The organism is Citricoccus nitrophenolicus (assembly GCF_047305825.1).
In the GTDB taxonomy this organism is placed as follows: Bacteria; Actinomycetota; Actinomycetes; order Actinomycetales; family Micrococcaceae; genus Citricoccus; species Citricoccus nitrophenolicus.
In genome coordinates, this window is sequence record NZ_CP063070.1 from 1451959 (window position 1) to 1472244 (window position 20286).

20 protein-coding genes are annotated in these 20286 nt (G+C 68.6%); 15 read left to right on the forward strand and 5 right to left on the reverse strand.

Translation table 11 applies throughout. The features are described 5' to 3' along the window. Window positions 1-329: 329 nt before the first annotated feature. Window positions 330-2939, forward strand: a complete 2610-nt coding sequence (locus IMT31_RS06670) for an ATP-dependent Clp protease ATP-binding subunit (protein WP_413544166.1) — start codon at window positions 330-332, stop codon at window positions 2937-2939. An 81-nt stretch (window positions 2940-3020) separates the two neighbouring features. Here the strand turns inward: IMT31_RS06670 and IMT31_RS06675 are convergent, their stop codons facing one another. Next, on the reverse strand, window positions 3021-3224 hold the full coding sequence (locus IMT31_RS06675; protein ID WP_345359791.1) for a cold-shock protein: 204 nt from the start codon (window positions 3222-3224) through the stop codon (window positions 3021-3023). 190 nt (window positions 3225-3414) lie between these two features. Further along, entirely contained in the window at window positions 3415-4320 is a 906-nt protein-coding gene (locus IMT31_RS06680) for an AraC family transcriptional regulator (protein WP_413544167.1), read from the reverse strand. Between the two features lie 255 nt (window positions 4321-4575). Between IMT31_RS06680 and IMT31_RS06685 the strand changes: the two genes are divergently transcribed. Genes IMT31_RS06685 through IMT31_RS06700 form a run of 4 tightly spaced genes read left to right on the forward strand, consistent with a single transcriptional unit; the run spans window position 4576 to window position 8124 of the window. Then, the gene (locus IMT31_RS06685; protein WP_413544168.1) at window positions 4576-5601 is read left to right on the forward strand and encodes an ABC transporter substrate-binding protein; all 1026 of its coding nucleotides are present in this window, start codon (window positions 4576-4578) and stop codon (window positions 5599-5601) included. Window positions 5602-5649: 48 nt separating this feature from the next. Continuing rightward, the gene (locus IMT31_RS06690) at window positions 5650-6507 is read left to right on the forward strand and encodes an ABC transporter permease (protein WP_345359782.1); all 858 of its coding nucleotides are present in this window, start codon (window positions 5650-5652) and stop codon (window positions 6505-6507) included. Between the two features lies 1 nt (window position 6508). Then, window positions 6509-7318, forward strand: coding sequence for an ABC transporter permease (locus IMT31_RS06695; RefSeq protein ID WP_345359779.1), 810 nt, complete (start codon window positions 6509-6511; stop codon window positions 7316-7318). Beyond that, complete coding sequence (locus tag IMT31_RS06700; RefSeq protein WP_413544169.1) at window positions 7315-8124, forward strand: ABC transporter ATP-binding protein; 810 nt, start codon at window positions 7315-7317, stop codon at window positions 8122-8124. Before IMT31_RS06695 ends, IMT31_RS06700 begins: the two co-directional genes overlap by 4 nt. A 5-nt stretch (window positions 8125-8129) precedes the next feature. Here IMT31_RS06700 and IMT31_RS06705 read toward each other — a convergent pair whose 3' ends face one another. After that, window positions 8130-9068: a LysR family transcriptional regulator gene (locus IMT31_RS06705; RefSeq protein ID WP_413544170.1), complete on the reverse strand. Its 939-nt coding sequence runs from the start codon at window positions 9066-9068 to the stop codon at window positions 8130-8132. A gap of 161 nt (window positions 9069-9229) precedes the next feature. Here IMT31_RS06705 and IMT31_RS06710 point away from each other — a divergent pair, with 161 nt between their 5' ends. The 8 genes from IMT31_RS06710 (at window position 9230) to IMT31_RS06745 (ending at window position 18092) form a co-directional block, all read left to right on the forward strand. Further along, window positions 9230-10237, forward strand: coding sequence for a VOC family protein (locus IMT31_RS06710; RefSeq protein ID WP_413544171.1), 1008 nt, complete (start codon window positions 9230-9232; stop codon window positions 10235-10237). Next, window positions 10234-11238: a fumarylacetoacetate hydrolase family protein gene (locus IMT31_RS06715; RefSeq protein WP_413544172.1), complete on the forward strand. Its 1005-nt coding sequence runs from the start codon at window positions 10234-10236 to the stop codon at window positions 11236-11238. The genes IMT31_RS06710 and IMT31_RS06715 overlap by 4 nt, the downstream gene beginning before the upstream one ends. Further along, on the forward strand, window positions 11235-12230 hold the full coding sequence (locus IMT31_RS06720; protein ID WP_413544173.1) for a cyclase family protein: 996 nt from the start codon (window positions 11235-11237) through the stop codon (window positions 12228-12230). The genes IMT31_RS06715 and IMT31_RS06720 overlap by 4 nt, the downstream gene beginning before the upstream one ends. A 58-nt stretch (window positions 12231-12288) precedes the next feature. Further along, entirely contained in the window at window positions 12289-13428 is a 1140-nt protein-coding gene (locus IMT31_RS06725) for an FAD-dependent monooxygenase (protein ID WP_413544174.1), read from the forward strand. After that, window positions 13425-14474 (forward strand): amidohydrolase family protein, encoded by a 1050-nt coding sequence (locus tag IMT31_RS06730; protein WP_413544175.1) that lies wholly within the window; start codon window positions 13425-13427, stop codon window positions 14472-14474. The genes IMT31_RS06725 and IMT31_RS06730 overlap by 4 nt, the downstream gene beginning before the upstream one ends. Then, on the forward strand, window positions 14471-15457 hold the full coding sequence (locus IMT31_RS06735; RefSeq protein ID WP_413544176.1) for a fumarylacetoacetate hydrolase family protein: 987 nt from the start codon (window positions 14471-14473) through the stop codon (window positions 15455-15457). The genes IMT31_RS06730 and IMT31_RS06735 overlap by 4 nt, the downstream gene beginning before the upstream one ends. 62 nt (window positions 15458-15519) lie before the next feature. Next, entirely contained in the window at window positions 15520-17217 is a 1698-nt protein-coding gene (locus IMT31_RS06740; RefSeq protein WP_413544177.1) for a dihydroxy-acid dehydratase, read from the forward strand. After that, the gene (locus IMT31_RS06745; RefSeq protein ID WP_413544178.1) at window positions 17214-18092 is read left to right on the forward strand and encodes an NAD(P)-dependent oxidoreductase; all 879 of its coding nucleotides are present in this window, start codon (window positions 17214-17216) and stop codon (window positions 18090-18092) included. The genes IMT31_RS06740 and IMT31_RS06745 overlap by 4 nt, the downstream gene beginning before the upstream one ends. A 41-nt stretch (window positions 18093-18133) precedes the next feature. Here IMT31_RS06745 and IMT31_RS06750 read toward each other — a convergent pair whose 3' ends face one another. Further along, window positions 18134-18847 carry an alpha/beta fold hydrolase gene (locus IMT31_RS06750; RefSeq protein WP_413544179.1) on the reverse strand — a complete coding sequence of 238 codons (714 nt, stop codon included), beginning with the start codon at window positions 18845-18847 and terminating at the stop codon, window positions 18134-18136. Between the two features lie 102 nt (window positions 18848-18949). Here IMT31_RS06750 and IMT31_RS06755 point away from each other — a divergent pair, with 102 nt between their 5' ends. Continuing rightward, window positions 18950-19375 (forward strand): C-terminal helicase domain-containing protein, encoded by a 426-nt coding sequence (locus IMT31_RS06755; protein WP_413544180.1) that lies wholly within the window; start codon window positions 18950-18952, stop codon window positions 19373-19375. Between the two features lie 65 nt (window positions 19376-19440). On the opposite strand, the gene IMT31_RS06760 is transcribed toward IMT31_RS06755, so the two are convergent. Beyond that, window positions 19441-19764 carry a hypothetical protein gene (locus tag IMT31_RS06760; protein ID WP_413544181.1) on the reverse strand — a complete coding sequence of 108 codons (324 nt, stop codon included), beginning with the start codon at window positions 19762-19764 and terminating at the stop codon, window positions 19441-19443. Between the two features lie 95 nt (window positions 19765-19859). On the opposite strand from IMT31_RS06760, the gene IMT31_RS06765 reads away from it, so the two are divergent. Then, the gene (locus IMT31_RS06765) at window positions 19860-20234 is read left to right on the forward strand and encodes a hypothetical protein (RefSeq protein WP_413544182.1); all 375 of its coding nucleotides are present in this window, start codon (window positions 19860-19862) and stop codon (window positions 20232-20234) included. The last annotated feature ends 52 nt before the right edge of the window (window positions 20235-20286 follow it).

Sequence of the window (20286 nt, forward strand, 5' to 3'; positions counted from 1 at the left end):
TGTTTACCCGCCGGTTTTCCAGCGAGCACGAAGCGGCGGTGTACATACCGCTACTCCACGCCCCAGCCGGCCCTGAGGGCCGCCCGGTCCGTAGTGAGGACGGACTTACTGCAACTGTTACTACTACTTCTGGATCCAGTGTACGACATGCCGGGCGCCCTGTTGTACCAGAACCGAACCAGGGCGCCACTGTCCGCCGCCAGCGAAACATTGAGCACATCACACTCAGGTTTATGGATTTCCGGGAACAATCTTGCGACCACTGTCGTTACTTGAGCTATACACACTCAACTCTGGTGTTTCGACTCGATGATCCCCAGGAGGACCTCATGCCCGCATCCTTCGGCCCCGCCGGCTCGAACGGCGATTCCTTCGACGAATTCCTCACGCGCTACCTGCAGGGGCAGCGGACCAGCCGCCAGGGCCGGCCCGTGGACCTCACGCGGCTGATGAGCAAGCGCACCCATGACGTGGTCACGGCCTCCGCACAGTTCGCGCTCGGGCGCGGGCAGCATGACGTGGACGCACTGCACCTGCTGCACACCATGCTGGGTCAGGACCCGGCCGCTGCCGCCCTGCGCCAGACCGGCACTGATCCGCAGCAGGTGACGGCCGCCGTCGACGACCGACTGCCCGCCCCGGCCCAGCGCGAGGGGTCCGGCGCCACCGACTCGGCCGGCCCGGCCGGCTCCACCGCGTCCCTGAACCCCTCCGCGCAGAAGGTACTGCTGGACGGGTACCAGGTGGCACGCGCCTTCGGCTCCACGTACATCGACCCCGAGCACATCTTCTTCGCGCTCGTGCTCAACCATGACTCCCCCGCTGGCCAGCTGCTGGCCCAGGCGGGCATCACCCCGCAGTCCCTGCAGTCGGCAGCCCAGCAGCAGGCCCAGCAGGAGGCCGGCCAGTCCGGCCAGCAGGGCGGTCAGGACGGCGAGAAGTCCATGCTGGAGCAGTTCGGCCAGGACCTGACCGCCCAGGCGCGCGAGGGCCGGCTGGACCCGGTGATCGGCCGCGCCGAGGAGATCGAGCAGACCATCGAGGTGCTGGCCCGCCGCACCAAGAACAACCCCGTGTTGATCGGGGAGGCCGGCGTGGGCAAGACCGCCATCGTGGAGGGCCTGGCCCAGGCCATCGCCGCCGACGAGGTCCCCGCGCAGCTGCAGGGCCGGCGTGTGGTCTCCTTGGACCTGCCGGGGATGGTGGCCGGCACCAAGTACCGCGGTGACTTCGAGGAGCGGCTGACCAAGACGATGGACGAGATCGCCGAGGACGGCAACACCATCGTGTTCATCGATGAGCTGCACACCGTGGTGGGGGCCGGAGGTTCCGGGGACTCCGGCGGCATGGACGCCGGCAACATCCTCAAGCCGCGGCTGGCCCGGGGCGATCTGCACCTGGTGGGCGCCACCACGCTCAAGGAGTACCGCACCCTGGAGAAGGACGCCGCGCTGGAGCGCCGTTTCCAGCCGGTGACCGTGGGCGAGCCCTCGGTTCAGGACGCCGAGCAGATCCTGCACGGGCTGGCCGGACGCTACGCGGACCACCACCAGGTGACCTACACGGACGAGGCGCTGCACGCCGCCGCAGTGCTCTCGGACCGGTACATCACGGACCGGTTCCTCCCGGACAAGGCCATTGACCTCCTGGACCAGGCGGGCGCCCGGCTGTCCCTGAAGCGCGGTCCGGTGGCCGATGCCGGCCCGGTGCCGGACGTGGACGGGCTGCGGTCCCAGCTGGCTGACCTGGAGGCCGAGAAGAACGCGGCGGTCAACGCCGAGGACTATGAGCGGGCCACCGAGCTGCGCGATGAGGTGGCCCGGCTCAGCGAGGAGCTGGCGGAGGCGCTGGCCCGTCCGGCGGCCGGTGACAGCGCCGATCGCGTGGTGGACGAGGACGCCATCGCCGAGATGGTCTCCCGCGCCACCGGCATCCCGGCCGCCCGCATGACGGAGGCGGAGAAGTCCCGGCTGGCCCGCCTCGAGGAGGAGCTGCACGCCCGGGTGGTGGGCCAGGATGACGCGGTCACGGCGATGGCGAAGTCCATCCGCCGGTCCCGCACCGGGATGGCGGACCCGTCACGGCCCGTGGGCTCGTTCCTGTTCCTGGGCCCCACGGGCGTGGGCAAGACCGAGCTGGCGAAGTCCCTGGCCGCATCCCTGTTCGACGACGAGGATGCCATGGTCCGGTTCGACATGTCCGAGTTCGGCGAGCGCCACACGGTGTCCCGCCTGGTCGGTGCCCCTCCGGGGTACGTGGGCTATGACGAGGCCGGTCAGTTGACCGAGCGCGTCCGCCGCCGGCCGTACTCGGTGATCCTTTTGGACGAGATCGAGAAGGCGCACCCGGACGTGTTCAATCTGCTGCTGCAGGTGCTCGACGACGGCCGGCTCACCGATGGTCAGGGCCGCACCGTGGACTTCCGCAACACCGTGCTGATCATGACCTCCAACCTCGGCAGCGAGTTCCTGTCCTCCAGCGGGGCACCGCTGGGCTTCGTCTCGGCCGATGCTGAGACCGCCAAGCGGGACGTGCGGCAGAAGGTGATGGGCCGGCTCAAGGAGTTCATGCGGCCGGAGTTCCTCAACCGGATCGATGACACGGTGCTGTTCTCCCCGCTGTCCGCCGGGCAGCTACGGGAGATCGTGGGGCTGCAGCTGGCCGATTCCGAACAGCGGCTGGCCGCCCAGGGCATCACGCTCGAGGTGGACTCCGCGGCCCGGGACTGGATCGCCGAGGCCGGCCACGAGCCGGCGTACGGTGCCCGCCCGCTGCGCCGGGTGATCCAGCGGGAGCTGGATGACCGGGTGGCCGACCTGCTGGTCACCGAGGCCGTGGGCGAGGGAGATGTGGTCCGGGTCAGCGTGGCCGAGGGTCAGCTGACCGTGCAGGCCGTGCAGTCCCGCGCGGCCCAGGCCCCGGAGGCGCTGGCCGCCTGAGCGGCGGGCCGGTCCGCCCTTACACAGCAGAACGGCCGCCCACCCTTCAGGGGTGAGCGGCCGTTCTGGTGTCTGGTCAGATCAGAGCGGGCGGACCGAGGAGGCCTGCATGCCCTTCTGGCCCTGAGTGGCCTCGAACTCGACCTTCTGGTTCTCCTGGAGCTCCTTGAAGCCGGAGCCCTCGATGGCGGAGAAGTGAACGAAGATGTCTGCTGAGTTGTCATCCGGGGCAATGAAGCCAAAGCCCTTTTCAGCGTTGAACCACTTGACAGTACCGGTGGCCATGGTGGCCTCTTTTCTCTGGGTGTTATACCCACCGGTTTTCCGGCGGGGGCGAAGCGGTGTGTACATACCGTTTCGCAACGCCCCAGCCGGCCCCGAAAGGCCGCCCGGTCCGCAGTGATCACGGACTTACTGCAACAACAACAACGACTTCTGCGACCAATGTACGGGAAGATCGCCATTTCCACGAGGGTTAGTTTTTCGCGTGCTTCCGGGCCGTGGAGGCGGCGCTCTGGACCCGCTCGATCGGCATCCACAGCTCGGTGGTCGCGGTGCTGAAATCCTCGGCGCGTTCCAGCACCGCCACCATGGATGGCCCCGGGCGAAGCTGCCAGGGATTCGAGGGGAACCACTCCGCCGCGGAGGCCGCATAGGCCTCCTGCAGGGCGGCGGGATACGCCCCGGAGGTGCGGAAGACCGCCCAGGTTCCCGCGGGGACCTCGATCACGTCCAGCCCCTCGGGTGCGGTGGTTGCCGCGTCCAGGGCGACGCCGTGGAGGTAGGTGAGTTCGCTGCCCTCGGTGTAGTCAGGATCCACATCATCACTGACCTGGAGCAGGCCCGCAGGCTCTGTGGTCCCCAGCGCCTTGAGTCGAGCAAGCTCCTCTGCGGGCAGGGCGGCGACGTGCGCCTGGATGTGGGGATTGATGCCGTGGTGGATCAGCGGCACGCGTGCGGCGTGCCCCACGAGGCGGAACGCCGGGCGTTCGGTGATGCGGGTGTCCATGGTGGTGCTCCCTTCGACGGTCAGGCGGAGCCTGAGTTTCGGTTGTGATCGAAGGGGGCCGCCGTTCCTGCGCACATCTGCCGGACTAGAGCCGTGGACCGACCGGAAGGCCCGGCCGAAGGCCTCAGCCGATCCGTATCCGTAGCGGACGGCGATCTCCAGCAGCGCCCCGCCCTGGGCCACGTCCGCGGCTGCCACCGTCATGCGCCGGCGGCGGACGTACTCAGACAACGGCATGCCGGTGAGCGAGGAGAACATCCGCCGCAGGTGGTACTCGGTGGTGCCCAGCGTGCTGGCGAGCCGGGCGACGTCCTGGTCTTCGCTGAGGTGCGACTCCACGTGGTCGATCAGCCGGTTGAGTTCAGTGATCACGGTGCCTCCCTTCAGCATCAAGACTGCCGGTTCCCTGCCGTGGAGGCCCGATAGTTCCGGGCCGATTCCATCAGGTGCGTGATGAAGAACTATAGATGAGCCTGATGCCGACTAGAAGTAATAGCGCGTTCCCCTATTGTCCTTCTGTGGAGATGCTGATGTGACCTGGATCTCATTCTTGCCGTATTCCGAGGCCAGGTGAATGGGCACCCCCGCCTCCCTGGCCTAACGGCCTGGTTCATCACAGGAGATGACATGGAACTTCGACGCACCCTGCGACCCGCTGCCGCCATCACCACCGTCGCCCTCATGTTCGGACTGACCGCTTGCGGGGGCTCCACCGAGTCAGCGCCCGTCGGTGACTCCGACGCTGGAAGCAGCGGTGCTGCCGCCGAGGAGACCCTCCCGATCACCGTGGCCCGCGGCGGCGTGAACTTCGAGAACGCCGTGCTCGCTGAGGACCAGGGCTACTTCGAAGAGGTGGGACTCGATATCGGCGAAATGCAGCTCACCGGCATGGGCGGAGCAGCAGCGAACTCCTCCGTGATCTCCGGTGAGTTCGACGTGGCGGCCACCGACGCCGTCACCGTCATCCGGGCCGCTGCCGAGGGCATGCCCGTCGTCGCAGTGGCCGGCACCAAGTCGGCCGACCCGGATTACGAGGGCGAGGTCTCCGACGGCGTCATCGTCCCGCCGGGCAGCGACATCAAGGAATGGTCCGATCTGGCGGGCACGAAGATCGGCGTTCCGGAGCTCGGCGGCCTGCCGCACATGGCGACCGTGACCGGCCTGCTGGAGAACGGGGTGGACCTGGACTCGGTCGAGTTCGTGCCCCTGCCGACCGACGCCTTGGTGGAGTCCGCAGCCAAGGGCCAGGTCGACGCCGTCTTCACGTTCAGCATCTTCCTCCTCTCGGCCGTAGACAACGGCTTCACCCGCGTCGGCACGGGCGTACGCGAGTACCTGCCCAACGCACCGCAGGTGCTGTGGGTCGCCAGCAAACAGTTCGCCGAGGAGAACCCGGAGGCCCTCGAGCGGTTCCACACTGCCATCGAGAAGGGCACTGAGTATGCCAATGAGAACGAGGATGCCGTACGGGAGGCCTACCACGAGCACACCGAACTGCCGGCAGCCTTCATCGACGAACGCATGTCCATGGAGCCCCTCAACGTCGAGTTCGATGAGGAGGGCTGGAACACCCTGCTCCAGGTGATGAAGGACGAGAGCGACCTCCGCGAGGACCTCACCTACGAGGAGATCGTCTGGGAAGGAGCACGCTGATCCGCCCGCTGGCCCACCGTTCCGCGCCCAGCATGAGAGGCCTCCGACGTGACCGTGACTGATACCCAGCGCTCCCCCGCCCGAACTCCGGCCGCCCCCCACGCCCGCACCCGCACCCGTACACCTCAGGGCACGCGCGTGGGTGGGATCGGGGTCCTCCCGTGGAGAGTGCTGGTCTTCGCCGGAGGCATCGCCCTCTGGTATCTGATCTACCTTCTCGGGATCTTCCCGGCGTCCTTGTTGCCCAGCCCACTGGAGGTGCTCGCCTCCCTGGGCGAGGCGCTGGTCTCTGCCCCCTTTTGGACCGCGATCGGTGACACCCTCGCCGGCACCCTGGTAGGCCTGGCCTTCGGCATCGTGGCGGGGATCCCCTTGGGGATCCTGACGGGGGTTTTCGTGGCCGCCGAACTGTCGGTGCGATTCCTCGTCGACTTCGGCCGCGCGTTCCCGGCCATCGCACTCGTCACCGTCTTTCTGCTGATGCTCGGGCGCGGCATCGAGGTTAAGGTGGTGCTCGTCTTCATCGCCGTGGTGTTCATCGTGATCCTGCAGACCCAGCACGGGGTCCGCAGTGTGAGCGCCTCGATCGTGGACACCACCCATGCGTTCCAGATCCGCGGGGGGCTCTTCGTCCGCAAGGTGTTGTTGCCCAGCGCCGCTCCCTCGATCTTGACCGGGCTGCGCCTGGCGGCCTCCGTGGCCGTTCTGGTCACGATCTCCACGGAGGTCCTGACCGGCGCCCCCGGCCTGGGCGCGAGCATCGCTGAAGCCCAGGTCGGCGGCAACTCATCGCTCGCCTACGCCTACATCTTCACCGCAGGCCTCCTGGGCTACGCCGTCAACGAGGGGCTCGGGCGATTCCAGAGCCGCATCCTGCGGTGGCAGCCGAAAGAATCGGAGGCCTGACATGGGCACCAAGAGATATTCCCCGATGATGTCCGTCTTATTGCAGGCCTGGTTGCCGATCACCTTGATCCTGCTGTGGTTCGCCGTCTCCGCGTCCTCCACCTCGGTGTTCTGGCCACCTCTGACCGAGATCCTCGGCACCTTGGGCGAGTGGGCCGGCAGCGGTGCCCTACTGCGCGATGCCCTGTTCAGCTTCGGCAATTACTTCCTGGCCCTGCTGATCTCCCTGGCCGTCGGGCTCACTGTCGGAACGGCGATCGGACTGATGCCGCGGCTCGGCCTCATCCTGGACCCCTATCTCGACTTCTTCCGGTCCCTGCCCACGGTGGTCTTCGTCCCGATCATCATCCTCACGCTAGGGATCGGGCGGGAACCGAAGGTGTTCCTCATCTTCCTCGCCTGCGTCTGGCCGATCCTGCTCAACTGCATGGTGGGCGTCCGCTCCATCCAACCCAGCATCTTCGAGGCCTCCAACGCGTACCGGATCCCGCTGCGCCTGCAGATCCCGAAGGTCGTCCTCGCCGGCGCGCTGCCGCAGATCGCGGTGGGCGTCCGGCTGGCGATCACCATCGGGATCGTCATGCTGGTGGTCAGCGAGATGTACGGAGCCACCGAGGGAGTCGGGTACTTCATCCTGCAGAGCGGTCAGCGATTTCAGCTCGCTGCCGCTTGGGCCGGAACCCTGATGGTCGGCGTCATCGGCTGGGTCTTCACCTCGGTCTATGCCCTCGCCGAGCACCGCCTGCTGCGGTGGAACCGCGAGCAGGATGCCGGACCCACCACCCGCACTCGAAAAGGAGCCCGATCATGAAGACCGAGACCCTCGCCACCGACCTCGCGCTGTCCGCCCAACATGTCAGCAAGGCCTTCGGCACCGGAGCGGACCACGTGGTGGTCATTGAGGACCTCCACCTGGAGATCCAGCCCGGTGACGTGACCTGCCTCGTCGGCCCCTCCGGGGTCGGCAAGACCACCCTGCTGCGGCTGCTGGCCGGACTGGCCGCCCCCACCTCGGGCCAGGTGTCCTTGGGCGGCACTCCGATCACCAGTGCGGTCCAGGAGATCGCGGTGGTATTCCAGGACTACCGCGGTTCGCTGATGCCCTGGATGCGCGTGTTGCAGAACGTGGCCTTCCCCCTCGAAGGCCAGGGCGTGGCCAAGGCCGAGCGGCTCTCGCGCGCTGCCGAGGCACTCGAGGTGGTCGGCCTGGCGGACAGCGCCCACCGCTACCCGTGGCAGCTGTCCGGCGGCATGCAACAGCGGGTCGCGATCGCCCGGGCCCTGGCCTACGAGTCACCGATCCTGCTGATGGACGAGCCGTTCGGGTCCCTGGACGCGCAGACGCGGTTCGAGCTGGAGGACCTGGTCCTCCGGCTGAGGCAGGACCTGGGCATCACCATCGTGCTGGTCACGCACGATATCGATGAGGCGGTGTACCTGGGCGACCGGGTGATCGTCTTCGGCGGACGGCCCTCGCGAATCGTCGATGACATCGCCGTGCCCCTGGGACGGGAGCGCAGCCAACTGACCACCCGGGCCGATCCCGCATTCATCGAGCTACGTACCCGCGTGCTGGACGAGATCCAGCGGTGCGGCCTGAAGGCCACCCCTCGTTAGGAACGTCACCCGCCGCCGTCGTGCTCCTCAAAGCCGATGCGCGCGGCATGGAACACCTCGCGGAGCCACCGGTGCTCCGGATCGGGCTCGTGCACGGGGTGCCACCACAGCGCATTCAGCAACGGGACGGCATCGAAGGGCAATTCCAGCACCTGGACGTCTCCCATCCGCAGAGCCAGCGGGACAAGATGACGCTGGATGATGGCCAGGCGGTCGGTGTGTTCCACGAACAGGGGCAGCATCACGAAGCTCTCCGCCACCACATCGATTCGGGGATTCACCCCGAGCTGCTCCAGTTGGCGCCCCACGGAGGTGAACGCCATCCGGGTGCGGTAAGTGAAGACCCAGGGAGATTCCGAGAGCAACTCCATCGTGAGCCCGCCCGCCACCAGCTCGTTGCCGGTGGCGGCGATGGCCACCCAGCCGTCCCGGATCACGTCCAGGTGCGGCAGCTGGGGCAACACCCCGTGGGGCAGCACGAGCCCGTCGATCGAGGGCAGCCGCAGCAACACCTCCTCCGTGGTCTCCGACGAGGAGGGCACGAAGTGCATCCGGACGTGGGGCGCCTGCTCGCGGGCAATCCGGGTCACGCGGGGCGCGATCGTGGCCAGCGAGTAGTCGGAGCAATGGACGGTGAACTCGCGCTCGGACTCCGCGGGGTCCCACCGGGACTGACTCTCGAACACGCGCCGCGTGGCATCCAACGCCACCGTGGTGTGCTCGGCCAGCCGCACGGCCAGCGGCGTGAGCTCGTACCTGTTGCCCCGCCGGGCCAGCAACTGATCGTCGAAGTGCCGGCGGAGCTTGCCGAGGGAGGCGCTCAGCGAGGGCTGGCTCAGCTGCAGCCGGTCTGCGGCCCGCGTGACATTGCGCTCGGTGAGCAGGGCATCCAGCGCCACGAGCAGGTTCAGGTCCAGGCGTGAGAGCAGGCGTTCGTCCGGCATGTCCCTCGTGATCCTTCCTGTGATGACACCACTGCAGTATCAGCTTTGCCGATACCCGAGATATCCATTCCGGGGTTTCCTGATGATGTGATGCCGACCACTATAGAACCCAAGAGGCCCATCCGGGCCACCGCCCGCTCCGGGCACTGAAAGGACCGAGAATGACCACGCTTCTCTCCCATCTCTCGTATGTGGCACTGACGACCCCCGATGTCGAGGCATCGGTGGACTTCTACGTCAACCGGATCGGCCTCACCGAGGTGGCCCGCCAGGACGGTGCGGTCTACCTGCGCTGCTGGGGCGACTACTACGCCTACAGCCTGGTGATCCAGCCCGGCGACGAGCCCGCACTAGCCACCATGGCCTGGCGCACCACCAGCCGTGAGGCGTTGGACGAGGCAGTGCGGCGCATCGAGGCCACCGGCGTCACCGGAGAGTGGTTCGATGGCCTGGACATCGGCCGCGCCTACCGCTTCGCGGGGCCCTGGGGCCACCACATGACCCTGCACTGGGACGCCAGGCACTTCCGTTATGAGGAGGGCGAGCTCGCCTCGGTGTTCCCGGACCGACCGCAGCGGCGCAGCGCCGTGGCCGGCGCCCCGCGCCACCTGGACCACGTCACCGTCTGCGCCAGCGATGTGGATGCCTTCGCCGCCTGGTACAGCGAGGTGCTGGGCTACCGCATCATGGCCCGCACCGAGCTGGAGGACGTGCCCCTCTCCGTGTTCTCCGTGATCACCACCAACGAGAAGTCCCATGACCTCGGGATCGTGCTCGACGGTTCCACCCGCGCCGGACGCGTCAATCACTTCGCCTTCTGGGTGGACACCCGCGAGGAGATGCTGATCGCGGCGGACGTGCTCCTCGAGAGTGGCGTGAAGATCGAGTACGGGCCCACCATCCACGGCATCGGCGAGCAGTCCTTCCTGTACTACCGCGAGCCCTCGAGCATGCGGATCGAGCTCAACACCGGTGGTTACCGCAACTACGTGCCCGATTGGGCGGCCCGGACGTGGAAGACGTCCCAGGGCTCCTATGACATCTACCAGAACAGCCCCATGCACGCCTCCCTGAGCGAGTCCTTCCCTCCGGCGGACGGCCCCAGCGCCTCCGAGGAGGGCATCACCGAGGATGTCCGGGACCAGCTCGTGGCAGGGGCCACCGAATGAGCGCCACCGCAGCAGAGACGGCGGCGTTCAGCACCGGATTGACCGCGCCGTTCGCGTTGGCCCGCTTCCTGGAGGCCGACGCCGGCCCGGCGCGCCTCGGCCTCGTGGCCGGGGAACGCATCCGCCCCCTGGAGGAGGCCGATCTCGGCGCACCGGACCTCAACGCGTTCCTGGCGGCGCCCGATTGGGACCGGTTGGAGGCCCTGACCGCCGCGGACGGGCCGTGGCGGCCAGTCAGCGACGTCACCCTGACGGCGCCGGTGCAGCCACTCCAGATCGTCCAGGCCGGGGCGAACTACCGCACCCACGTCATCGACCTGGTGGTGGCCCACGCACCGGCAGATGATCCCCGCCCCGAATCCGAGATCCGCGAGGACGCGGCACGGATGATGGACGAGCGTGCCGCCACCGGTGAGCCGTACTTCTTCATCGGGCTGCCCGGCGCCGTCGCCGGCGATGATGTTCCCCTGGTGCTCCCCTCCTACAGCGATCAGCACGACTGGGAACTCGAACTGGCCGTGGTGATCGGCCAGGAGGGGTTCAGGCTCACCCCGGAGCAGGCCATGGACCATGTGGCCGGTTATACGATCTGCAATGACATCACCACCCGTGACCGCGTCTTCCGCGCGGATTCCAAGGGCATCGGTGCGGACTGGTACCGCTCCAAGAACGCCCCCGGATTCCTGCCGACCGGCCCGTTCCTGGTCCCCGCTCACTTCGTGGATCCCTCAGACCTGGGCATCACCCTCGATCTGAACGGCGAGCGCATGCAGGACGCCTCCACCTCGGACCTGTTGTTCGGTCTGCCGGCGCTGGTGGCCGCCGCCTCCCTGAACATGCCGCTGCTGCCCGGAGACCTGCTTTTGACCGGCAGCCCCGCCGGCAACGGTGCGCACTGGGGCCGGCTGCTGCGCGATGGCGATCTCATGGAGGGCTCGGTCCAGGGCCTGGGCACCCAGCGGGTCCGGTGTATCGCTGAGGGTGCAGGGGGAAGCAGATGAGCTCCCTGTCCGAGAACCCCGCGGACCTGGATCCCTCCGACCCGACCGGTGAGGTCCACGTGCGGGCCGAGGCGTACCGCAACTGGGGCCGCTGGGGTGAGGACGATGCCGTGGGGACCCTGAACTTCATCGACCCCGCCCAGCGCCTGCGGGCCGCCCAACTGGTGACCGAGGGAGTGTCGGTTTCGCTTGGCCAGGAGTTCAACGAGGACGGCCCGCAGAAGGGGTGGAAGAAGCGCAACAACCCGGTCCACACCATGACGGGCACCGGCCTGGACGCCGAGCGCACCGTGGACGCTGCCCCGCACGGGATCGGTGGTGCGGACGACCTGATCGTGATGCCCCTGCAGTGCTCCACCCAATGGGACGGGCTCGGCCACATCTTCGACCACGGCTACGCGTGGAATGGCCGCCGGGCCGGGGACGTGGTCACCACCCAGGGCGATCAGGTCACCGGGATGGAACACGCCGCCTCGGCGATCGTCTCCCGCGGCGTGCTGCTGGATCTGGGCCGGCACCTGCGCCCGGAGACCGGTGAGTTGGAGGACGGCTATGCGATCACGGTCCAGGACCTTCAGGCCTGCATCGCCGCCCAGGGGCCGTCCTCCGGGGTCGGCCGCGGGGACATCCTGTTGATCCGCACGGGCCAACTGGCCCGCGTCCGCCGGGACGGCTGGGGAGACTACGCCGGCGGGCCGGCCCCCGGGCTGTCCCTCACCACCGCGGGGTGGCTGCACCGCAGCGAGATCGCCGCGATCGCCACGGACACCTGGGGATTCGAGGTGCGCCCGAACGAGTTCCACGATTCCTTCCAGCCCCTGCACCAGGTCGTCATCCCCAACATGGGCCTGACCGTCGGGGAGATGTGGGACCTCGAGGGGATCGGGCGGGCCTGCGCCGAGCGCGGGCGGTACGAGTTCTTCCTCGCCGCGCAGCCGCTGCCCATCACCGGCGCCGTCGGCTCCCCCATCAATCCCATCGCGGTGCTCTGAGATCCACCCTCAGTGTCAGGAGCCACCACGTTGCACGAGGCAGAGAGAGGTACAGACCATGACCGCAGTGAACAGGGTCGCCATCGTCGGCACCGGAGTGAGCGGGCTGGCCGCGGCCATCCGGCTGGCCCGGGCCGGCGTCGTGGTGGAGGTCTTCGAGGCGGAGACCGAGCTGAGTACCCTCGGCTCCGGCATCTCGCTGCAGGGCAACGCCCTGCGCGCGTTCGCGGAGCTGGGCGTGTGGGAGGAGGCCAGCGCAGCTGGATTCCCCTTCGATGGGATGGGGATGCGGGCACCGGGCCCCCAGGCCCCCGTGATCGCCCGTCGCGAGGAGGGTGACGATCCGGGGACGGGGCTGCCCTCTGCCATGGGCATGCCGCGGGCGGAGCTCACCCGGATCCTGCATGAGCATGCCGTCCGGGCTGGCGCCACCGTCCGGTTCGGGCAGCGGGTGACCGGCGTGAACGTGACCGAGGACCACGCCGAGCTGCTCCTGGAGTCGGGACCGGCGGGCCGCTACGACCTGGTGATCGGAGCCGATGGCCTGCACTCGACCGTGCGCACGGCCCTGGGCATCTCGGCGGAGCCCGAGCACACCGGCATGGGGATCTGGCGGGCCTTCGTCTCCCGGCCGGCCGAGGTCCAGTTCACGGAGTTGTACTACGGCGGGCCTTGCTACATCGCCGGGTACACCCCCACCGGCCAGGACTCCATGTACGCGTTCCTGGTGTCCGATGCGGGGGACCATTTCGGCGCCACCGCCGAGGAGGGCGCCGCCGCCATGATCGAGCAGAGCCGTGCCTACGGCGGGCCCTGGGACCAGGTGCGGGCCGATCTGGCCGCCGGGAACGCGCAGGTCAACTACACCTGGTTCACCCAGCATGTGGTCCCCGGCCGGTGGAACCGCGGCCGCGCCGTGATCATCGGGGACGCCGCGCACTCCTGCCCGCCCACCATCGCCCAGGGAGCGGCACAGGGGTTGGAGGACGCCCTGGTGCTCACCGAGCTGCTCGTGGAACGCGAGGCCCTGGACGAGGACCTGTGGGAGGAGTTCCACGCCCGCCGCGTGGAGCGGGCCACCGCCATCGTGGACGCCTCCGTGCAGCTGGCCGAATGGCAGCGGGACGGCCAGGACCACTCCGCGGACGTGCCGGGGCTGCTCGGCGGCGTGGCCCAGCGAGTGGCGGTGCGGGCATGATCGTCGATGTGCACGCCCACGTGCTGCTGCCCTCCCTGCATGAGGAGGTCGTCCGCCGGGCCCCGGAGGGCGTGGCCGCGGCCGCCGAGCTGGACCGCCGCCGCAACGGGGCGGCCAGCCAGCAGGTGTCCGGCCCCATGGTGGCCGCCCGCATCCCCCGTCTCCTCGACGTGGCCGAGCGGCTGCGCATCATGGACGAGCAGGGAGTGGACCGCCAGTGGGTGAGCGCCTCCCCCAATCACTACTACCCGTGGGCCGCAGAGGACCTCGCGGTGTGGGCCTGCACGGAGGCGAACCGGTTGATCGCCGAACACGTGGCCCAGGCCCCCGAGCGCCTCACCGGGCTCGGACTGGTGCCACTGCAGTGGCCCGAGCGTGCCCGGGAACTGCTGGAGGACGCCGTACTGGGCCAGGGCCTGCTCGGGGTGGAGATCTCCTCCGCCGCCGGCGACGTGGAGCTCTCCGACCCGCGCCTGGAAGCGTTCTGGGCTCGTGCCGCCGAACTCAGCTGCCCGGTGTTCGTGCACCCCTTCGGCTGCTCCCTCGATGAGCGATTGGACCGGTTCTACCTGGTCAATACCGTGGGCCAGCCGGTGGAGAACGCGGTGGCCCTGTCCCACTTGATCTTCGGCGGCGTACTGGACCGCCACCCGGGCCTGCGGGTGGTGGCCGCCCACGGCGGCGGGTACCTGCCCACGGCGATCGGGCGCTCGGACCACGCGTGGCGGGTCCGTCCGGATGCCCAAGGCTGCGAGCACCCGCCCTCGCACTACCTCACGCGGATCTGGTTCGACACCGTGGTGCACGATCCTCGCGCCCTGCGGCAGCTGATCGAGGTGGCCGGGCACTCCCAGGTGTTGATGGGCAGCGACTATCCCTTTGACATGGGCAGCGAGGACCCGGTCGGGTTCCTCCGCACGGCCGGGCTGGCCCCGGACGTGGAACGCGCGGTGCTCGGCGGCAACGCCACCGAGCTGGAGACGCCGCAGACCGTCGCACTGCACAGCGCAGCACGGCAGGAGACAGCAGGAGGAGGGTCGCGATGAGGATCGCACGCTGGACGCACGGTGACACCCACGGCGAGGGCTTCGTGATCGAGGACGCGGTGGTGCCGTTCCCCGAGGGGGCCACGGTGCGCGGGGTCCTGGCGGCCGGGTTGGCGGCCGCTGCCGACCTCCACGGCCGGGCCGACCCAGCCGACGGCGTCCCGCTGACCGAGGTCACCCTGCTGGCGCCCCTGCTGCCCGCGGCGGTGCGCGATTTCGCCGTCTTCGAGGAGCACGTGGAGGGCATGAGCGCCGATGCGAATGGTGACCCCCAGGTGGGGGAGGCCTGGTACGAGTCCCCCACCTTCTACTTCACCAACCCGCACCAGATCTTCGGCACCGGCCAGACGATCACTCCCCCGGCCACCGATCGGCTCGACTTCGAGCTCGAGATCGCCGTGGTGGTCGGCGGCGTGGACGGGCAGCCCGGCGCCGACCTCAGCGTGGACGATGCCGCCGCGCACGTCTTCGGCTACACGATCATGAACGACTGGTCCGCCCGGGACATCCAGAATGCCGAGATGCGCGGCCACCTGGGCCCTGCCAAGGGCAAGGACTTCGCCACCTCGCTCGGGCCGTGGATCGTCACGGCAGACGAGATGGCCCCCTTCCTGGATGCTGAAGGGTTCCTGGCCGTCCGCGCCGAGGTGTACGTCAATGACACGCTCATCGGCGCGGACCTGGTCTCGAACATGGCCTGGACCTTCCCCGAGCTGCTGGTCTACTCCTCGCGAGCCTCTCGCGTCGTCCCCGGGGACGTGCTCGGCTCCGGGACCGTGGGCAACGGCGGCTGCCTGGGTGAGCTGTGGGGCAAGGCCGGCGGTGAGCTGGTGCCCCCGCCACTGCAGGAGGGGGACGTGGTCCGCATGACCATCGAGGGGCTCGGCGAGCTGACCGGGACCGTGGGGGCCTCACGCGCTCCGCATCCACTGCCTGCTGCCCGACGGCGCCCGGCGCCACGCGCCCGGCACCGGCAGGACTGAGCTCCCCGCCCTGTATCCCGCCCTGTATCGTCCTGCCCAACACCATCCGGCGAGGAGCAGACATGTCGCAAGAGGGAATCAATCGCGGCGGCGGCGCCCTGTTCCGCGGGGACACCCAGGACGGGCTGCTACACCGGGCCTTCCTGCGCGGTGAGGGCTTCTCGGCCGAGGACGTGCGCCGCTCCCCGGTGATCGGGATCGCCAGCAGTGCCAGCGAGCTCAACCCCTGCAACGCGGGGCTGGGCGAGCTGGCGGAGGAGGTCAAGGCCGGGATCCGGGCCGCCGGGGGCCTGCCCCTGGAGTTCCCCACCATCTCGATCTCGGAACCGTTCTCCCGCCCCTCGTCCATGTTCCTGCGCAACCTGATGTCCATGGATGTGGAGGAGATGGTGCGGGCCTCCCCCATCGACGGTGTGGTGCTGCTGGGCGGCTGTGACAAGACCATCCCCGCCCAGATCATGGGGGCGCTCAGCGCCGGGATCCCCGCCATGGTGCTCGCTGCCGGGCCGCGGCCGGTCTCCTGCTTCGGCGCGAACCGCGAGTTCACGGTGGACGACGTCTGGCCGCTGTGCGAACTACGGCGGGTGGGAGAGCTCGACGACGGCGCTTGGGAGACGCTGGAGGGCAGCGTCAACGTGGGGGTCGGCACCTGCAACGTGATGGGTACGGCCACCACCATGGCGGCGGTGGCCGAGGTGCTCGGCTTCGCCCTGCCGGGCTCGACGCTGCCGGCAGCGGCCAGCGAGGCCCGCCGGGCGGTGGCGCGCTCCACCGGGGAGGCGATCGTGGCCGCCGCACGGCGCGGGGAGGTGCCCACCGATCTGGTGACCCTGCAGTCCTTGGAGAATGCCTTCCGGGCCATTACGGCAATGGGCGGTTCGACCAATGCCGTCATCCATCTGGAGGCGATCGCCGGGCGGGCCGGGCTGCGGATCGGGCTGGAGCGCTTGGACGAGTGGTCCCGGACTACGCCGGTGCTGGCCGACGTCCGGCCCGGTGGGCGCTATCTGCTGGAGCACCTGGACCAGGCCGGCGGGGTGGCAGAGGTGCTGCGGCGGCTCGGTGACAGGATCCACCGGCAGGCCCTGGCAGCCGGGGGCCGCACGTGGGACGAGGTCCTGACGGCCACTCCCCCGGCCGAGGAACACCCAGCGCTGCGCACCGAGCAGGACCCGGTGGCGCCGCGCGGTGCGCTGAGGCTGATGCGGGGCTCCCTCGCGCCGGATGGTTGCGTCATGAAGCTGGCTTCGGATGCCCCGGCCCGGCATCGGGCCCGCGTGGTGGTGTTCGACGGGCTGGAGGATCTGCACGCCCGGATCGACGACCCAGACTTGGACGTGGAGGCCTCCACCATCCTGGTGTTGCGCGGCCTCGGCATGGTCGGGGCCCCGGGGATGCCGGAGGTCGGCCACCTGCCCATCCCCGCAAAGCTGCACCGCCAGGGGGTGCGGGACATGGTCCGGATCTCCGACGCCCGGATGAGCGGCACCTCCACCGGGTCCGTGGTGCTGCACGTCAGCCCGGAGTCCGCGGTGGGCGGCCCGCTGGCCCGGTTGCGCACCGGGGACGAGGTGGTGATCGACGCCGGGACGGGCGAGCTCAACCATTGCGTCCCCGAGGAGGAGTTCGCGGCGCGTTCACCGGTGGAGCCCCCGCCCCTGCCTGCGCGGGGCTTTGCCCGGCTGCAGGCCCAACACGCGCTGCAACCGCACGAGGGCTGCGATCTCGACTTCCTGGTCGCTGCACAGGAGGAATCATGACCGCTGTGGGGTTCATCGGCGTGGGGGCCATGGGCGAGCCCATGGCTCGGCGTGTGCAGGAGACCGGGCACGACGTCCTGGTCTGGACGCGGCGGCCCGAACGGGCCCGGCAACTGCAGGACGCCGGCCTGGCCACCGGAACGCTGGAGGAGGTGGCCGCGCGTCCGGTGCTGGTCAGTTGCCTGCGGGACGCGGCGGCGGTCCGGGAGGTGTTTCTCGACGACGGCCCGGGAGCCCTGGCACTGCAGGCGGGGCTGGTGATCGAGCACGCGACGGTGGACCCCGCCACGTCCCGGGAGGTGGCCGCGACGTTGGGCGCTCGCGGCATCCACTACGTGGACGCGCCGGTGTCCGGCGGACCGGCAGGCGCCGCGGACGGCACCCTGGTGACGATGTGCGGCGGGACCGATGAGGCCATCGCCGCGGCACGGCTGATCCTGAAGGCCACCTGCGGCCGCATTGTGCCCGTAGGCGGGCCGGGCGCCGGGGTCGCGGTCAAGCTGGTCAACCAGCTGCTCGTCGCCGCGCACTCGGTGGCGGCGGCGGAGGCGGCTGCCTTGGTTCGGGTTTTGGGGATCGATCCCGACGTGGCGCTGGACGCACTGATGGGCGGCTGGGCTGCCTCAAAGCGCTTGGAACTGCAGTTCACCGACGCGGTGCGGGGACAGAACGCCCCCGACGGGGCTGGCCTGGAGAAGTTCCTCGAGGTGCTGGACCTGGTGGACGGGGCCTTGGACGGTTCGGGGATTTCCAGTGCCTTGATGCCGGGGGTCCGGCGCACGTGGGAGACCGCGGCCGCGGCACACCCGCAAGGATCCTTCGCGGCGCTGACGGAGGCCTACGGCGAGGAGCTGGGTGGGGCAGCCGGAGAATAGGCCGGTAATGGACCCTCCGCAGCATCAGCTGTCCTGAAGTGCTAGACAGCGCCCAGCAGGATCTCGAGCACTTCCTCCGGGTGGGAGTAGAAGGGCGAATGCCCTGCAGATAGTTCGTGGACTCGCGCTGGGGTCCGTTCTGCCATGAGCCGCTGGAGCGCGGGCATGATGGCCCGGTCCTGCGTGCACACGACGTACTCCTGAGGAGGAAGTTCGGCGGCGGCGAGGTCGACGGGAGTGGCGAATACTGACAAGGGTTGGCGATCGAGTCGGCTGGTGGCCTGTTGCGCCATTTCGTCTGGGAGGCCGTTGTAGAAGACCGCCGAGGCCTGGGCGAGGTCGAACGTCGCGATCGGGGGCTCACCGTCCACCGTGATGTTCGATTGAACGCCGTCGCCAGAGCCCTCGGGAAAGTTCGTCAGGTCGAGCAGCGACTCCTCGTTGGCTGGGCGGAATGCGGTGAGGTACACCAGCCGGGAGACCAGCTCCGGCACTCGAGCGGCCGCCTGCGTGATGACGACGCCGCCCATACTGTGGCCGACCAGTACGGACGGTCCCTCCATCGATCGCAGCGTCTCGATGACGCGCTGAACCGCGGAGTCGAGTTTCACGTCCTCCAGTGGCGTCCGGTCATCGCCCGCCCCCGGCAAGTCTGGAGCTGCAACGGTGTGCCCGGCTTCCTCCAGCCGGCGAGAGACCTCGCTCCAGCACCATCCGCCGTGAAATGCTCCATGGATCAATACGAAGTTCGCCATGCTGTGGATCCTATAGGTGGATGGCGATTCGAATCCGCCGACGACCTCAAATGAGTATTTGAGGGTCTGGGCGGGCCAGTGTTCGGTCCGCCGACTGGATCCGTGGCCGCTTCTCAGCGGCAGGCGATGGTGGACTCTTTTTCTGCTGCGCCCGGCGGGGCGGCGTTGGTGGCGCAGGTGACCGCGGGCGGGGTCGGGCTGAACATCCAGTCCGCCTCCGTGGTGATCCTCTGCGAACCCCAGCTGAACCCCGCCATCGAGTGGCAGGCCATCGCCCGCGCCCGGCGCATGGGGCAGCTGGAGACCGTGCAGGTGCACCGGCTGCTCACCGAGGACGGCGTGGACCAGCGGCTGACCGAAATGCTGGCGGCCAAGGCGGAGTTGTTCGAGCAGTTCGCCCGCGATTCCGACGTGGCCGAGGCCGCGCCAGAGGCGGTGGATGTCTCCGAGGCGGAGTTGGCGCGGGAGGTTATTGCGGTGGAGCAGGAGCGGTTGTATGAGGAGTTCCCAGCGGGTCTCACCTCATGAGCGGCTAAAAACCCCGGCCTCATCCTGGCTCAAGGCCAGAGAGGCGGTTCCGGGGACTTCATCCACTATTTTACGCCACCATTTTCCTGAAAGTCCTTCACCGGCAGCTCATCCGCCTCCTCAGTCTTAGGGTCGTTACCAGGGGCGTCCGTTGAGGCCTGATGACTTTTCTTGCGGCGTATGAGCGACCCCAAAGGCCGGTGCATCCACAGAATGATGTCCAGGACCCTCAAGAGAGATAGATGGTGCTGACCGGATTCCGCCCTAATCGTCCGCAATTGACCAATCTGTTCTTCGTGCTCGGGCTCTTTGAAAGCTTCAAACCAATCGAACCAGTAATTGCGAGTGCGAGTTCCCTTCCGCGCTTTGGATTCCACGGAATCAAACACAGGACCCTACTGCGGTCGCTTAAGAGCACCAGATACTCACCCTGTCATGACGAGCCTTGCTGAGCTTGCCCAAGGCGCTCGGTAGTGTGGAAGTCATGAGCAAAGAAGTACCCGGGTATACAGACGACGATGCTGCCGCCGACGTTCAGGCCTACCTGGACGAACAGGCAAGTAGGGGCGTGATGATCGCGCAGGCGGTGACCACGGTGACTGTGCAAAACGGCGCGCTCACCGTGGTGTTCGATCCTGCGAAGACCGGGGCAGATCAGGCCGCCCTACTTGATGTCCAGCCGGACAAGAACCTCGCACGCTTCGCTGGTGTTCCGCTGGGCTGGGCAACAAAGGAGGCTGCATCGATTCGCAGTCGCGTGCAACGCATCGAAACGAGCACGGTCGATGGCACGAGTACCGGAACGGCGTCCGCTGCGGAGATCTATCGCCTGGCCACCGGCCTGGATCTGTGGCGCTAGGGTCAGTGCCGCTCAGCTAGACTCCCGCGTTCTTCCGCCTCCGAGTCGGCTT